General features: G+C 48.5%; 15 protein-coding genes. All 15 read right to left on the bottom strand.

Annotated elements, in window-relative coordinates:
* Nucleotides 1-246 precede the first annotated feature (246 nt).
* The gene (locus AC0TWI_RS01930) at nucleotides 247-1,053 is read right to left on the bottom strand and encodes a pyruvate, water dikinase regulatory protein (RefSeq protein WP_488124645.1); all 807 of its coding nucleotides are present in this window, start codon (nucleotides 1,051-1,053) and stop codon (nucleotides 247-249) included.
* Between the two features lie 21 nt (nucleotides 1,054-1,074).
* Nucleotides 1,075-1,710, bottom strand: a complete 636-nt coding sequence (gene ccpN, locus AC0TWI_RS01925) for a transcriptional regulator CcpN (protein WP_488124644.1) — start codon at nucleotides 1,708-1,710, stop codon at nucleotides 1,075-1,077.
* Nucleotides 1,711-1,795: 85 nt separating this feature from the next.
* Nucleotides 1,796-3,862, bottom strand: a complete 2,067-nt coding sequence (glyS, locus tag AC0TWI_RS01920) for a glycine--tRNA ligase subunit beta (protein WP_488124643.1) — start codon at nucleotides 3,860-3,862, stop codon at nucleotides 1,796-1,798.
* The gene (gene glyQ, locus AC0TWI_RS01915) at nucleotides 3,855-4,751 is read right to left on the bottom strand and encodes a glycine--tRNA ligase subunit alpha (RefSeq protein WP_488124642.1); all 897 of its coding nucleotides are present in this window, start codon (nucleotides 4,749-4,751) and stop codon (nucleotides 3,855-3,857) included. Before glyQ ends, glyS begins: the two co-directional genes overlap by 8 nt.
* Before the next feature lie 341 nt (nucleotides 4,752-5,092).
* Nucleotides 5,093-5,845 (bottom strand): DNA repair protein RecO, encoded by a 753-nt coding sequence (gene recO, locus AC0TWI_RS01910; protein WP_488124641.1) that lies wholly within the window; start codon nucleotides 5,843-5,845, stop codon nucleotides 5,093-5,095.
* A gap of 50 nt (nucleotides 5,846-5,895) precedes the next feature.
* Entirely contained in the window at nucleotides 5,896-6,039 is a 144-nt protein-coding gene (locus AC0TWI_RS01905) for a YqzL family protein (RefSeq protein WP_488124640.1), read from the bottom strand.
* A 124-nt stretch (nucleotides 6,040-6,163) separates the two neighbouring features.
* A complete protein-coding gene (era, locus tag AC0TWI_RS01900; protein WP_488124639.1) occupies nucleotides 6,164-7,081 on the bottom strand; it encodes a GTPase Era in 918 nt (305 codons plus the stop codon).
* Entirely contained in the window at nucleotides 7,071-7,472 is a 402-nt protein-coding gene (locus tag AC0TWI_RS01895) for a cytidine deaminase (protein ID WP_488124638.1), read from the bottom strand. Before AC0TWI_RS01895 ends, era begins: the two co-directional genes overlap by 11 nt.
* A gap of 319 nt (nucleotides 7,473-7,791) precedes the next feature.
* Entirely contained in the window at nucleotides 7,792-8,175 is a 384-nt protein-coding gene (locus AC0TWI_RS01890; protein WP_488124637.1) for a diacylglycerol kinase family protein, read from the bottom strand.
* Nucleotides 8,165-8,635: an rRNA maturation RNase YbeY gene (gene ybeY, locus AC0TWI_RS01885; protein WP_488124636.1), complete on the bottom strand. Its 471-nt coding sequence runs from the start codon at nucleotides 8,633-8,635 to the stop codon at nucleotides 8,165-8,167. The genes AC0TWI_RS01890 and ybeY overlap by 11 nt, the downstream gene beginning before the upstream one ends.
* Nucleotides 8,619-10,799 carry an HD family phosphohydrolase gene (locus AC0TWI_RS01880; protein ID WP_488124635.1) on the bottom strand — a complete coding sequence of 727 codons (2,181 nt, stop codon included), beginning with the start codon at nucleotides 10,797-10,799 and terminating at the stop codon, nucleotides 8,619-8,621. The genes ybeY and AC0TWI_RS01880 overlap by 17 nt, the downstream gene beginning before the upstream one ends.
* A 364-nt stretch (nucleotides 10,800-11,163) precedes the next feature.
* Nucleotides 11,164-12,141, bottom strand: a complete 978-nt coding sequence (locus tag AC0TWI_RS01875) for a PhoH family protein (protein WP_488124634.1) — start codon at nucleotides 12,139-12,141, stop codon at nucleotides 11,164-11,166.
* A gap of 3 nt (nucleotides 12,142-12,144) precedes the next feature.
* A complete protein-coding gene (gene yqfD, locus AC0TWI_RS01870) occupies nucleotides 12,145-13,335 on the bottom strand; it encodes a sporulation protein YqfD (protein WP_488124633.1) in 1,191 nt (396 codons plus the stop codon).
* Between the two features lie 9 nt (nucleotides 13,336-13,344).
* Nucleotides 13,345-13,629, bottom strand: coding sequence for a sporulation protein YqfC (gene yqfC, locus AC0TWI_RS01865; RefSeq protein ID WP_488124632.1), 285 nt, complete (start codon nucleotides 13,627-13,629; stop codon nucleotides 13,345-13,347).
* Between the two features lie 193 nt (nucleotides 13,630-13,822).
* A complete protein-coding gene (locus tag AC0TWI_RS01860; RefSeq protein ID WP_488124631.1) occupies nucleotides 13,823-14,347 on the bottom strand; it encodes a hypothetical protein in 525 nt (174 codons plus the stop codon).
* Nucleotides 14,348-14,379 lie beyond the last annotated feature (32 nt).

Genomic DNA, 14,379 nt, shown 5'->3' with positions numbered 1-14,379 from the left:
AACCTGCACAATCCATAGTGTATTCCTCAAACAGGCACTCTAAACCTATTTTCCATACAATTCAACACAATATTTCATTATAGCGCATAAATGCAATTTTGCCTAGGAAAAAGAATGAAGTTCTTTTGGGCTTCATCTGCACCCCTGAATAGGCAGTGCTTCTTCATTTTTCCCTGTCATGAAGCGGAACGGCTGACAGGTATGCAATTATAAAAAAAAGAGTGAAAGCACAACGCGGTTGTGCTTTCATCTTCTTTTGCTCATATACTCCATGATGATGTTGGCTGTTTCTTCAACAGCTTTATTTGTGACATCGATGACGGTACAGCCGAGCCGTCCGGCAATTTCATTGAAATAGCCGATCTCTTTTTTGATCCTCTCGATGTTGGCGTAGCTCGCCCGGTCATCAAGACCGAGGGAGATGAGCCGCTCCCGGCGGATGTTGTTCAGTTTTTCCGGACTGATGCTTAAGCCGATGCAGCGTGTCGGATCGACTTTGAACAATTCTTCGGGCGGGTCGACCTCAGGAACGACCGGCACGTTCGCCACCTTGTACCGCTTATGCGCCAAGTATTGGGAGAGTGGTGTTTTCGAGGTCCGGGATACACCAACCAAGATGATGTCAGCCCTCAAAAGCCCTCTCGGATCTCGTCCGTCATCGTACTTGACCGCAAATTCGATCGCTTCCACCCGTTTGAAATAGTCCTCATCCAGCTTGCGCACGAGGCCCGGTTCGTTCAACGGCTTCTTCTCAAAAATCTTCTCAAACGTATCCATGAGCGGGCCCATAATATCGATTGCTGTTACTTCCATATCTGCTGCCCTTTGAATCATCAGCGCCCTCATCTCAGGCTTGACGAGCGTAAAAACGATAGTGCCCTGGTTCATTTTAGCAAGTGACAGCACTTCATTGATGTGCTCTTGCTCTTCAACAAACGGATACCGCTTCAAATCGAAAATCGCACCGTTAAACTGGCTGATCGCCGCTTTCGTAACGAGCTCAGCCGTTTCTCCGACTGAGTCGGAGACAACATATATGATTGGCTGCTTCACTGCCCTTCACCATCCCTCATCCTATATGTCCTGTTCTGTAAGCGAAACGAAAGCTTTCGTGATGTTTGTCTTCGTCAGTCTGCCGATCACTTCAAAACCGTTGCTTTCCCCTTTTACGACAGGCACGGCGTCAATTTGAGTATCAATCAATTTCTTCGCTACATCAATCAGCAGATCATCTTCCCTGCAGACGGTGATATTCGGCATCCTCGTCATAATAATGTGGACGGGCAATGAAGACAAATCCTGATTGCCGAGACTTGCCCGGAGCAGGTCTTTTCTGGAAACCACTCCGGTCAGCTTCATTTTGTCATCTGTCACAAAAATCGTCCCGACATCCTCCAGAAACAGGGTGACAATCGCATCGTAGACGGAGATGTTTTCATTGATAAGGACAGGCATTGATTTGAAATCCTTCACAAGGAGTTTCCTCAGATTCTCGGTCAGAAGCTGTGTTCCTGTCTTTCCTGTATAAAAGTAGCCGACCCTGGGCCTTGCATCCAGGTAGCCCGCCATGGTTAAGATGGCCAGATCAGGCCGGAGCGTCGCCCTGGTCAAATTCAGCCTTTCTGCAATATTCTCGCCTGTAATCGGCCCGTTGTCTTTGACGATTTGCAGGATGCGCTCCTGTCTATCACTGAGTTCGATTGTACTCACCACCTTGTCTTCGTTAATGACCTACTTATTAGAATGATTATATCCTAATGTAGAGCAGGGGACAGCCTTATTCACGAAACGTTCATTACTTGACGAGGATTTCGTTCATATTGGCAAAGGAACCGATCAATTCTGCAAGCTCCCTCATTTGAGCCAAACGGTTTGCCTTGATCTTTTCGTCTTCAGCCATAACCATATTGTTGTCAAAATAAGCAGCAATCGGTGCAGCCATCTCTGTTAGTTCACGGTACTGAGACTCAGCATCCTGATGGGCATCCACCGTTGTCTTCAGCTCGGTAAAATGTGCGTAAAGATCACGTTCTTCTTCGTTTTCAAACAAGGAAGGATTGATTTCCGAAGGCTGATCCGCTTTTCCGGCAATGTTCATCACCCGTGCGAGCGACTCGACAACCTCCTTGAAATCAGCATCCTGGCGATGGCTAGACATGACGATTGCTTTTTCGAATACAGCAGGAAGGTCAGTAATTTTTGCCCAAAGAACCGCTTCGATAATGTCATGGGAAACCGATTCAGACTGCAGCAAATGCTTCATCCGCAATTTAAAGAATTGGACGAGGTCTTCAATCAGGTTTTCATTTGATTGCTCAATATCTTCCTTGACAACAGCCGCTGCTTCCTCTAACAAAGTGACAAATGGAAGATGCCACTGCTTCTCTTTGAAAATTTGAATGATGCCTGTCGCCTGTCTTCTAAGCGCATAAGGATCCTGGGACCCGGTCGGAATCATGCCGATCGCAAAGGCGGACAGGATCGTATCGAGTTTGTCAGCTGCGGCAACGACTGCTCCTGTGAGAGAAGCAGGGATGGAATCTTCGGAATGCCTTGGCTGGTAATGCTCATTGATCGCTTTGGCAACTTCCGGCTGCTCGCCTTTTTCCAGAGCATATTTTTCACCGATGATGCCCTGCAGTTCAGGGAATTCATTGACCATGTTCGTAACGAGGTCGAACTTCGCAATGGCGGCAGTCCGGTCGATTCGGTCCTTCTCTTCTCCTGATAAGCCGAGATGCCCGGAAATCAAGCTGGACAGCTTGCGGATTCTAGCCACCTTCTGCGCCAACGTGCCCATTTTCTCATGATAGACAATCGTTTCAAGTTTCTTCAATGCATCCTCGATAGCAAGCTTTCCATCCTCTTCAAAGAAGAATTCAGCATCTGCCAGGCGGGCCCGAAGCACCTTTTCGTTTCCTTTGACTACGGTCTCAAGATGGCGATGGTCACCGTTGCGGACACCGACGAAATTCGCCTGCAGTTTTCCGTCCTGCCCGATGACAGGGAAATAACGCTGATGGGTTTTCATCGATGTGATCAGCACTTCTTCCGGCAGTTTAAGGAAGGTTTCATTAAACGTGCCTGCGAAGACTGTTGGGTATTCGACGAGGTTTGTCACTTCTTCCAACAGCTCCTCATCCACAGGAATCTCCCAATTGTTCTCTTCAGCAAGCTTGCCGATCTGATCGAGGATCGCCGCACGTCTTTCCTCATAGTCTGCAAGAACGTATTGGCCGAGGAGGACTTTTTCATAATCTTCGGGGGCGATCAGCGCGATTTCTTCCCCAAGAAAACGGTGGCCCTGTGTTGTTGCGCCGGCTTCCACTCCAGCCGCCGAAAACGGAATGACTTCCGATCCAAACAAAGCGACAATCCATTTGATCGGGCGGATATAACGCAGGTCATTGCTACCCCAGCGCATTGACTTTGGAAAATGCATGGAAGTGATGACGGAAGAGAGTTCAGGAAGGAGCTCCATCGCTGTCTTTCCTTCGCTGAATTTTTTAACATGTGCGTACTCGACGCCGTTCAGTTCAACAAAATAAATGTCATCTGTAGACATTCCCTGGCCGCGGGAAAAGCCGATGGCGGCCTTTGTCCAGTTCCCCTCTTCATCAAGGGCGATTTTTTTCGCCGGTCCTTTCGCCTCTTCAACCGTATCTTCCTGGGATTCTGCTACCTCTTCGACAAGCACCGCAAGTCTCCGCGGTGTCACATAGCTCCGGACTTTCCCAAAAGAGATTTTATGATCTTCCAGCCATTCGGCAAGTTGGGTTTTCAGCAATTCGGCACTTTCATTCATATACCTGGAAGGCATTTCCTCCAAGCCGATTTCAAGCAGCAGGCTGCGTTTATTCATGATCTCCCGTCTCCTTTGCTGTTTGATGCAGAATCGGGAAGCCGAGCTTCTCCCGCTCCTCGTAGAACGTTTTGGCAACGGTCCGCGCCATCGTTCTCATCCGGCCGATGTAGCCGGTTCTTTCTGTAACCGAAATCGCTCCTCTAGCATCGAGAAGGTTGAAAACATGAGAGCATTTCAAGATATAGTCATAGGCCGGATGAACAAGGCCATGCTCCATCTGCTTTTTCGCTTCCGCTTCATAGATCCCGAACAACTTGAACAGCATCTCTTGATCAGATGTTTCAAACGCATATTTGGAATGCTCGAATTCCGGCTGGAGAAAAATATCCCGGTATGTGAAATCGTCAGTCCATTGCAGGTCAAACACGTTTTCTTTTTCTTGGATATAGGAAGCGAGGCGCTCCAGTCCGTATGTCAGTTCAACCGACACCGGCTTGCACTCAAGGCCGCCGACTTGCTGGAAATAGGTGAACTGGGTCACTTCCATTCCATCCAGCCATACTTCCCAACCAAGACCGGCACATCCGAGAGACGGGTTCTCCCAGTTGTCCTCGACAAAGCGGATATCATGCTCAAGCGGGTCGATGCCAAGCGCGCGGAGCGAATCAAGGTACAGCTCTTGAATATTATCCGGTGACGGCTTCATGATCACCTGGAATTGATGGTGCTGGTACAAGCGGTTCGGGTTTTCCCCGTATCTTCCGTCAGCAGGCCTTCTGGAAGGCTCCACATAGGCAACATTCCATGGCTCCGGGCCGATAGCGCGCAAGAAAGTGTACGGACTCATCGTACCAGCGCCTTTTTCGACATCATATGCTTGCATAAGGATACAGCCTTGCTCTGACCAGTGCTTTTGAAGCGTCAAAATCATTTCCTGAACGTTCATGCATTAACATCCCTTCTCTGATTAAGTACAAAAAACAGTTTCCTCAGGATGAGGCCGGATGAACGCAAAAAACTCCCGTTCCCATGCTTACATCCTAAGCATAGGGACGAGAGTTTACCCGCGGTTCCACCCTATTTGCCGCAAAAAGCGGCCATCTTCATAAAAACCCGCTCCGGAATGCCCTTCCCTGGTGCCTGCTCTCCGGCTCCCACTATCCCGGATTCGCTATAAAACAGACGAGCCAAGTACTCTTTTCCATCAATGCGGAGACTATTTTTCATTCATATACGTAAAATAGCTGATAAAGCGAGATTTGTCAACCATCTCCACTTCAAAGGGAGTTAAAGACGGTCTTTCAAGTCACCAAGAGAATCAAGGAATTTCCGCGATTTCAGAAAAAGTCCGGAGTATTCATCATAATATAGTGAAATCGCCCTTTTCAGTTCCTGCTTTGTCTCCTCGCTGACGGAAATATTGCCAAGCTGCTGCAGGTCGTAATAATAAAAAAGCCGAAGCAGCCTGATCGCTTTCTGGGAAAGCGGCAGATAATACGGATCCTTTTCCATGCATTGTTCACAGATCAGCCCGTTTTCCCGGATCGAGAAGCCGAAGCGGGATTCCGTGTTTCCGCAGACGGCACACTCATTCATGACCGGATAAAGCCCAAGGACATTCAACATTTTCATTTCAAAGATATGGATGATAATGTCTGGGTCGAACCCCTCGCTTATGTTATGGAGTGTCTGGTAAAGCAGTTCAAACAAAAAGGGATTCGGCTCCCTGTCTCCCGTGCCCTTATCAAGCAATTCGACAACATAGGAGGCGTAGGCCGTCTTGAAAATATCTTCCCTCAATCCCCTGAGAGAAGAGAGGACTTCTCCTTGCTGGAGGGCGGCCAGGCCCCTGCCAGTCTGCAGGAGAAATTGGGCATGGGTGAACAGCTGGGAAATACCGGCGAGGCGGCTGCTCGGCTTTTTCGCGCCCCTCGCCATGCCGCCGATTTTGCCGGCTTCCCGGCTGAAGATCGTAACAATTTTATCGGACTCCCCATAATCGGTCGTCCGGATAATAATTCCTTCAAACTTTTGAAGCATGCTCTTCACCCTTTCACAGCAACAGCTGCCTATTGGGCGACAAATGAGGATCAAGGAATCGGATAATCAATTTCCCCCGCAGCTTCCTCGACTGGCAGAATCTTCATGTGCTCTTCCTTTTCAAGTTCCTTCAGAAGCAAGTACGTGTCAACGCTGCCTGTTTCTTTAAAAACTTTCCATGTGAACTCATACATCGATAATCCCGCCTTTCCATCTCGTAATGATGAATTTCATTCTTATTTTAGCCACTTGGACGGGGACAATTCAGCGTAAAATTTGCTAACTGCATGACGGTTGACTTCCGCATGAACTCTTGGATTAGTATTCATCTTCCTTGAAACCATAGTCTTTCAACAGGGATGACTTGTTGCGCCAGTCTTTTTGGACTTTCACCCACAGCTCGAGGAACACCTGGGATCCAAGAAGGTGCTCAATGTCTTTCCTTGCAAGCTGTCCGATTTCTTTAAGCATCTTTCCTTGCTTGCCGATGACGATCCCTTTCTGGGAATCCCGTTCGACGATGATCGTTGCCATAACATGAACGAGCTCTTTGTCCGGCTTTTTCTCCATCTTGTCGATTAATACAGCGATCGAGTGCGGGATTTCCTCCCTCGTCAGATGAAGCGCTTTCTCCCTGATAAGCTCTGACACAATGAACCGTTCCGGATGATCCGTGATCTGGTCTGCAGGATAAAACTGCGGTCCCTCAGGAAGTAATTCTTTCAGTGTTCCCAGCAGCCTGTCGACATTTGTTCCTTCCAGCGCAGAAATGGGCACGATCTGCTCGAAATCATAAAGCTCCTTATACTGCTCGATCAGCGGCAGCAATTCATCCGGGTGGAGCTGGTCGATTTTATTGACGACGAGAAATACAGGCGTCTTGACATCTTTGAGCTTTTCGATAATGAACTCATCCCCGCGGCCAAAGCCTTCGACAGCGTTGATGACAAACAGGATCACATCAACTTCCCTCAGTGTATTGGTGGCAAGCTTCATCATGAAGTCTCCGAGTTTGTGCTTCGGCTTATGGATTCCCGGTGTGTCGATGAAAATCATCTGGGCATCATCTGTTGTCAGGACACCCTGCACCTTGTTCCTCGTTGTTTGCGGTTTGTCGCTCATAATGGCGATCTTTTGTCCGACAACCCTGTTCAGGAAAGTTGATTTTCCGACATTCGGACGCCCAATAATGGAGATAAAACCTGATTTATACTGATTTGTTGTATTATTCACCATGCAGATCCTCCGGCATGAAGGCAAATGGGAGCAATTGCTCTACTGTTACTTCCTTCATATCCCCTTTTCCGTTGGACAAAACAACTTTCATATCTTTCGGACACAGCTCTGCAATGACTTGCCTGCAAGCTCCGCATGGAGGTACCGGCCTTGCCGTATCCGCCACAACCGCGAGCTGGACAAATTTCGTGTCACCTTCCGAAACCGCTTTGAACAACGCAGTCCTTTCAGCGCAGTTGCCGACTCCGTATGCGGCATTCTCTATATTGCAGCCATGGTAGACTTTTCCGTCTTCCGTGAGGAGCGCAGCGCCTACCGGAAACTTCGAATACGGCACATAGGCCTTCTCTTTCGCCAGTATGGCTTCTTTAATCAGGTCTTCAGCATTCATGAAAAAACCCCTTTGCATTCATAATTTTATTTTACTATATCCGCAAGAAAAAAGTTATAAAATCCACAAAGATTTTTGATTATTTCAAACAATTGATCTTCCTGTCCCTTTTCAAGCTGTGAAAATAGTTTATCGCAAAGGGAGGCAAGATTCAAACATGGGTGAGCCTTCCATTAACAATTAACCAATATCGAGGGATCGTCTCGGAGGATAACTCTTTTGTGGCCGAGCAGCATAGAAAAGGAAAAGGTGTGACATATATTTCGAACAAAAAAAGCCCGTTTCCTTAGGAGGGAACGCGCTCTGAATAAAATCGATTTTAAAAGAAGTCCATCATTTTAGGGCCGAAGATGACGGCGGCTGCCAGGACGGAAAAGATGGCAAAAACGAGAACTGCCGCGGCTGCCATGTCTTTTGCCTGCTTTGCCAGCGGGTGGATGTCCTCTGTGCTGAGGTCGATCGCCTTCTCAATCGCCGAATTCACCAGTTCAAGCGCCCATACCCCAAAAATGCACAGCAGCAGAAATAGCCATTCTACTGCACTAACCCGAAAAACAATGCCCGCAAGGACGGTAAGAACAGAGGCGATCAAATGGATCTGCATGTTCTTTTCTGTCCTCGCCGCATAAAGAAATCCGGAAATGGCATGGTGAAAAGAAGCGGTAAGCCGCCTGGGGGAAAAGACTCCCCTCTTATCTTCCAAGACCGAATCCCTCTAAAATCGCTCTTTGGCGGCCGAACATTTTTTCCTCATCTTCGGGATTCATATGGTCATACCCGAGAAGATGAAGCAAGCCATGGACCGCCAAGAAGCCGAGCTCCCGCTCAAATGAATGGCCATATTCCTCAGCCTGTTCGATTGTCCGATCAACGGAAATAATGATGTCTCCGAGCGTCCGCGGGATGCCGGCACCGGTAATTTCGATTTCTCCTTCGCCCATTTCTTCCAAAGCGAACGAGATGACATCCGTTGGCTGGTCTTTCCCCCGATAATCACGGTTGATCTCCCTGATCCGTTCATTGGACACGACAGTGACGGACAGCTCAATAGCGCCTTGCAAGTCCTCCTGTTCAGCTGCGTAGCCAAGAAGCCTTTCAAGCAGGTTCACATTTTCTTCTTTCAGAGTGTCTGTTTCATCTATGAAATCAATTTCCAACTCCATCATTAACCACCTTCTGCTGTTTGAAATCCGGATATTCGATCCGCGAGTGAAAAATCCCGTTCAATGTTTCACAGAACGTTCGCTTTACGATTTCCAGTTCTTTTAATGTAATATCACATTCATTAAACTGTCCGTCAAGCAGCTTGTCTTGGACGATATTATGGACGAGAAGGCGAATCTGCCCCGAAGTCGGGTGTTTCATCGAACGAACTGCTGCTTCTACGCTATCAGCCAGGCTGATAATCGCTGTTTCCTTTGTCTGCGGCTTTGGCCCTGGATACCGGTAGTCCTCCTCCTGCAAATCAGGATTCTTTTCTTTCGCTTTGTAATAAAAGAACTTAAGAAGGCTTGTGCCATGATGCTGTTCCGCGATGTCGACAATCTCCTTCGGCAGTTTGTGCTTCCTCAGCACCTCCGCTCCGTCCACTGCATGGGCAACAATGATATCCCTGCTTGTCTCTGGCGGAAGCCGGTCATGCGGGTTGTCATGCCCCATTTGGTTTTCGATGAAAAAGTGCGGCCGCTTCGTCTTGCCGATATCATGGTAATAACAGCCGACACGGGCAAGGAGCCCATTTGCGTCTATTGCCTCACAAGCAGCTTCTGCCAGATTTGCGACCATTACACTGTGATGATACGTGCCGGGAGCTTCCATCAGGATTTTTTTCAGCAGCGGATGGTTCGGGCTTGATAATTCAATCAGCCGGATCGTCGATAAGACGCCGAAGCCTGCCTCAAAATACGGCAGCAAGCCCATCGTCAGAATGGCCGAAATGATGCCGGAGCCGATTGCATAAAGAATATAGTAAAAGTACTCCGCCATCTCAAACTGCCCGCCGCCCATCAAGGTCAAGAACAGCATCAGGCCGATATTCGTCACAGAGACAAGCAAGCCTGAGCGCAAGATCCGGTTCCGGCCATTGCGTTCCCCCAAAAATAGGCTGCCCGCCATACCGCTGAACAAGATATACATGGCGACCTCCACATCAATCGTTCCTGATATGCCATCATGGAAGATGATGCTGCCGCATGCTGCAAGCAAGATCGCCATCATCAAAGCAAGCCGCTCATTGAGCATAATTTTGACGAGCATCGGCATCATGGCAGCCGGGAAAACGAATGCGATGCCGTACAAGCCGACCTCTTCCAACAGTCCGATGATTTTCATTAAAATAAGAGAAAGGATGAAAATGACACTGACAAGCAGCAGGTAATTCTGCTTCCTTTCCTCGGAAACGTTCAGACGGGAAAAGTGCAGATACAGCGCACCGATGGAAAGAATAACAAATAGGAGCAGGCCGACAATTGGCTTGATTGTCGGATTGCTTTTCAGGAGCCCGAGCATTTCCAATTGGCGGTAAATTTCCCTGTCGATCAAATGCCCTTCCTGAACAATGATCTGTCCCTGAAGAATTTTGACCGGCTCAACAGATGCTCTTGCCTGTTCCCGTCTTTCATCGGTTAAACCTGGATCATACAGTTCATTGGGCACGATCGCATATGTCCCCAGTTCTCTTGCGGCAGCGAGCAGGTCGTCAGGCAGTCCTGTGATTTGCACACTTGTGCTATCCTTCACTCGCTGCAGCTGCTCTTCACGAATCTTACCGGCCATCGTCGTTTCCACACTGCGAATGACGGTGTTCTTCGTCTTGGCCAAATTTCCTTGGCTCGCATCCAGCAGTGTGGTCAATGTCTTATCCGAAACGGAATCCGTAATATCCTCAGATACATTGGCGGTCAGCTTGCTTTTTAATGTTTTCAGGCGGTTCTGAATTGAAGGTGCAGCATTCTCCATCTCAGCCTCGCCATCTGTTCCAGCAGAGACTTTGTTATACTCATGGTTCGTTTCCTTAACATAATCAAAGATCGACCCGATCAGCGAAATTCTGTGCTGGGCCGTCTCTTTCTTGAATACATACACCCTGTCCACATTGTCGGCAGCAATTTCCCGCTCCTCTTCCGTCTTCGCTTCATCTTCGACGGTTTTTGGTGAACGGATTGTTTTATCAGCGACCGAGAACTGTTCAATGTCATACGTTTCCGGTTTCACATTGTGGTACAATACGCCGAATAACACGAGCGCAAGCACTCCATAAATGATAGCGGTGAAAACTTTATAGCTTAGAAACGTTCGAACCTTATTCAGATGCGATTGAAAGTTCATATAAGCCTCCATCTAAAGCGTTTTCCTCTTAACTTGATGATAGCAGGTTTTTCGCGTGAATACATCAACAATTGGGAAATTTCCCATGCCATCGACACGAATTCTGCCAGACGATGCGGGGAATTGGAATCAATAGGGAGGTGGCATATGAGGGGAATTCGCTTTCAGCTTGGCAGAGGCTGTTGTTGTTTGATACGGATACGCCAAGACGAGAGGAATCTTGATTCTTCGAGTCTAAGCCTTCTCTGGCGATTTCAGCCTGAAAGGGTGAATCCCAAAGTCTTCATCCAATGCAAAAAGGGCTGTTCATTAGCCGATCTTTCCGACTTTCTGAACAGCCCTGGATAAAAGCAGCAGACCGCTCCTACTGCCCTGCCAGCGTGTCATTTTTTTCGTACGCATCAATGATCCGCGCCACAAGTGGATGGCGGACAACATCGCTTTGGTTCAAATGGATGAAGGAGACGCCTTTGACATCGTGCAGGATCATTTCCGCTGCGACGAGTCCGGACCGGGCTCCTTTCGGTAAATCGACTTGGGTGGAATCCCCGGTGATGACCATTTTCGAACCAAAGCCAAGGCGGGTCAGAAACATTTTCATCTGCGCCTGCGTCGTGTTTTGCGCCTCGTCCAAAATGACGAAGGCGTCGTCCAGTGTTCTTCCGCGCATGTAGGCAAGGGGCGCGATTTCGATTGTTTCCCGGTCAATCAGTCTTTGCGTATGCTCTGCGCCGAGAACATCGTGGAGCGCATCGTATAACGGCCGCAAATAGGGGTCAACCTTTTCCTTTAGGTCTCCCGGCAGGAACCCGAGACTTTCGCCCGCTTCAACCGCCGGCCGTGTCAAAATGATTTTGTTTACTTTATTGTTGCGGAGAGCATTCACCGCCATGACGACGGCAAGATAGGTTTTCCCCGTTCCCGCCGGCCCGATTCCGAAAATCAGGTCATGCTTCCGGATGGCATCAATATAATGGCGCTGTCCAAGCGTTTTTACCCTGATCGCCTTTCCTTTCGTGTTGCGGGCGATCTCTTCTTCGAAAAGATCAGAGAAATAGTCGATCCGGTTCTGCTTCGCCATTTGAACCGCGTAAGCTGCATCACGCTCGCCGATATTCATTCCGCGACGTATGACAAGCAGCAGCTGCCCGATCACTTCTCCGGCAAGCTCAGCTTGTTCCGGTTCCCCTGTAATGGAAAGCGTTCCGCCTCTTGTGACGATGGCCACACCGAACTCCTCTTCCAGCAATTTCAGGTTTACATCTCCATTGCCGAGCAGGACAACCGCTTCATCTGTGTTTTCTAGTTCAATTTTGACTGTGAAATTTTGTTGTTCGGACATTCGCTAGTCTCCTTGGATAATCGGTTTTTCTTCCGCTATATTTTCAATGATTTGATAATGTACTGTCAGCTTCACTTTACCATTGTCGACATTTTCATGCAAAATATATTCTTTGTCGATTCTGGCATCTTCGGGAATGGTCTTCTTCACGTCCATCCGGGCAAGCTCCAATGCTGCCTCAATCGCTTCTTTCTTTTCCAGAGAACGGGGGATTTCCTCGTTTTCCCGGAATATATGTTTCTCATAGCTGAACGGTGTCTTCCAGCCGAAAAGCTGGACCGGCCGCTCGTCAATTTCCTCGACGAACGACTTGAATTCTGGCTTGGCGAACCCCCAAACCGGAACCCGCCAGTTCCATGCTTTTACGATATGCTTCCTCATTTCAGCTCCGCTGTATACACTGAACAGCGTCTCAAGCGGATACTCGACATCTGTCTGATACCATGTTTTTCCCCATACCTTTCCGGTCGAGGCAACGAGTCTTTGCCCGTCGTCCAGGCCGATTACTCCTGATACGAGCAGCTGTCCCGGCTGGACATATTGGTTGACTTTAACAAGCGGTTTCCCTTTTTCCACGAATAAGTTGGCAATGACCGCCTTTTTCTTTGCGACTAAATTCCGGGGACCGCTCACTTCAATTTTCTTCGGTTCATTTTTTTCCACGACCTGGAAGTGGAAGGTTGTCCCCTTTAACTCTACCCCGACCCATGTAATATTATCCATCCTCTCCGTCAGTTTCCGTTGAATTGTCTCCGGATGATCGTTTTTCCAGTGAGAGGTGCCGACCTTGACCCCAAGCTTGTCCAACTCCTTTCGCATCTTATGCTCGGTCTCCGGTGAGGCGCCTTGGATTTGAATGCCCCATGTAATATTGGATAAGACAAGCGCTATTGCAAAAAAGAGGACAGCCCCTACGAAAAATCCGCTGTTTTTCTGCAGGCGCTTTGTTAAGAACGGCAATCCTTCCCCCCTTGCAAACGAAATACGGCATTCATGCTTCCTTGCCGCTCTCCGCAGCTTATGGACATCTTTCAGCGGTATATAAAAAGTCAGGAGCTGGTCTTTTTTTCTTTTTACGTGCCAAATGGAAAGACCGGAGCGGGTCAATTGATTAAGGAGCCGCTCTAGGCCTTTTCCTTCAGCTTGTACCTTCACCCTGCCTGCCAAAAATGTAAGCCATTGATTTTTCAACATCCCCATCTCCTATTCTTCCAGATACCTGACTTCTTCGATCTTCCCTTCGAGCAAAATTTCCTCAGGCAGAATGGTCTTGATCACAAATGAGTTTCCTTTCACGAGAAGCTGCCCCTGCTTGAGAAGTAGCCTGATCTCTTTGTCAGTAAAGGTAAGAAGCCCCCGATGGTTTTCTATATAAATATGGAGCTGCCCGACCATGGTCACTCTAGGGAGGTCCATGAGCACATCCGCAGGGAGGTCCATTTTCTTCGTGATCCACGACCTGATTCTTTCTGTCATTTTCCTGGCCATAAAATAGACTCCCCCTTTCCTCACGTATATGTATATGGTCAATTATCGGGAGTTTAGAATGGCGGCTTACATTATTCATATTCAAGGATGCTCCTGTTATGCGGAAAAAACAGGGGCGTGGAGGGCGAATAAGAAAAAAACAAAAAGCCCCATTCGTTCCCGCCGGGCAGGAACAAATGGGGCTTGCACAATTTTATCTTCTTGGCATGTGATAGGGATTTTTGGCTCTCGGCTTTCCGAGCACTTCCGCCATGATAATGCCGTTCAGAACTTCTCTTTGGCTGAATTCAGGCAGCCCGCCCTGATCTGGGCTGTTGCCTGCGTCCAGAGCCGGCGCCGTGCTGGCAGCTGTCTGTTTCAATTTCTCGGCGCGTGCCAGCAGCCTTTCTTCTTCACGTTTCAATTCCCGCATCTTCTCGGCGGCCGCCCGCTCCTGCATCTCAAGATCGGGACGCGATTTTGCGAGCATTGCCTCGGCTGCTTCCTTCAGGGATTGGAACCCCTTCGACATCGGCTGATTCGGGAAGCCCTGGGCAGGTGTCGGGAAGGGCTTGAATTCACGTTTGTCCTCTTCGATTTCATACTCTTCCTGTTCAGCCGTCTGATGCTGCGGCCGTGAAGGCTCATTTCTTCGGACCGGAGGCTTTTCCGGTTTTTTGTTGCGGTTGAACAGAAAGCTCAATATGGCAATGATGATAATCGGCAAAAACTGTTCCACTGCAAAACCTCCTTCCCATTATCGCTTGCCTG

This window comes from Lederbergia sp. B243.17 (genome assembly GCF_057657925.1).
The sequence above is the reverse complement of the archived record's forward strand: the minus strand, read 5'-3'. Positions and strand labels throughout refer to the sequence as shown.

Bases quoted from the DNA above. Each gene is read 5' to 3' on its own strand.
- AC0TWI_RS01905 (WP_488124640.1), bottom strand. From the start codon at position 6,039: ATGTATGAGTTCACATGGAAAGTTTTTAAAGAAACAGGCAGCGTTGAC.
- AC0TWI_RS01880 (WP_488124635.1), bottom strand. From the start codon at position 10,799: ATGAACTTTCAATCGCATCTGAATAAGGTTCGAACGTTTCTAAGCTAT.
- glyQ (WP_488124642.1), bottom strand. From the start codon at position 4,751: ATGAACGTTCAGGAAATGATTTTGACGCTTCAAAAGCACTGGTCAGAG.
- yqfC (WP_488124632.1), bottom strand. From the start codon at position 13,629: ATGGCCAGGAAAATGACAGAAAGAATCAGGTCGTGGATCACGAAGAAA.
- era (WP_488124639.1), bottom strand. From the start codon at position 7,081: ATGGTGAATAATACAACAAATCAGTATAAATCAGGTTTTATCTCCATT.
- yqfD (WP_488124633.1), bottom strand. From the start codon at position 13,335: ATGTTGAAAAATCAATGGCTTACATTTTTGGCAGGCAGGGTGAAGGTA.
- ybeY (WP_488124636.1), bottom strand. From the start codon at position 8,635: ATGGAGTTGGAAATTGATTTCATAGATGAAACAGACACTCTGAAAGAA.
- recO (WP_488124641.1), bottom strand. From the start codon at position 5,845: ATGCTTCAAAAGTTTGAAGGAATTATTATCCGGACGACCGATTATGGG.
- glyS (WP_488124643.1), bottom strand. From the start codon at position 3,862: ATGAATAAACGCAGCCTGCTGCTTGAAATCGGCTTGGAGGAAATGCCT.
- AC0TWI_RS01875 (WP_488124634.1), bottom strand. From the start codon at position 12,141: ATGTCCGAACAACAAAATTTCACAGTCAAAATTGAACTAGAAAACACA.
- AC0TWI_RS01895 (WP_488124638.1), bottom strand. From the start codon at position 7,472: ATGAATGCTGAAGACCTGATTAAAGAAGCCATACTGGCGAAAGAGAAG.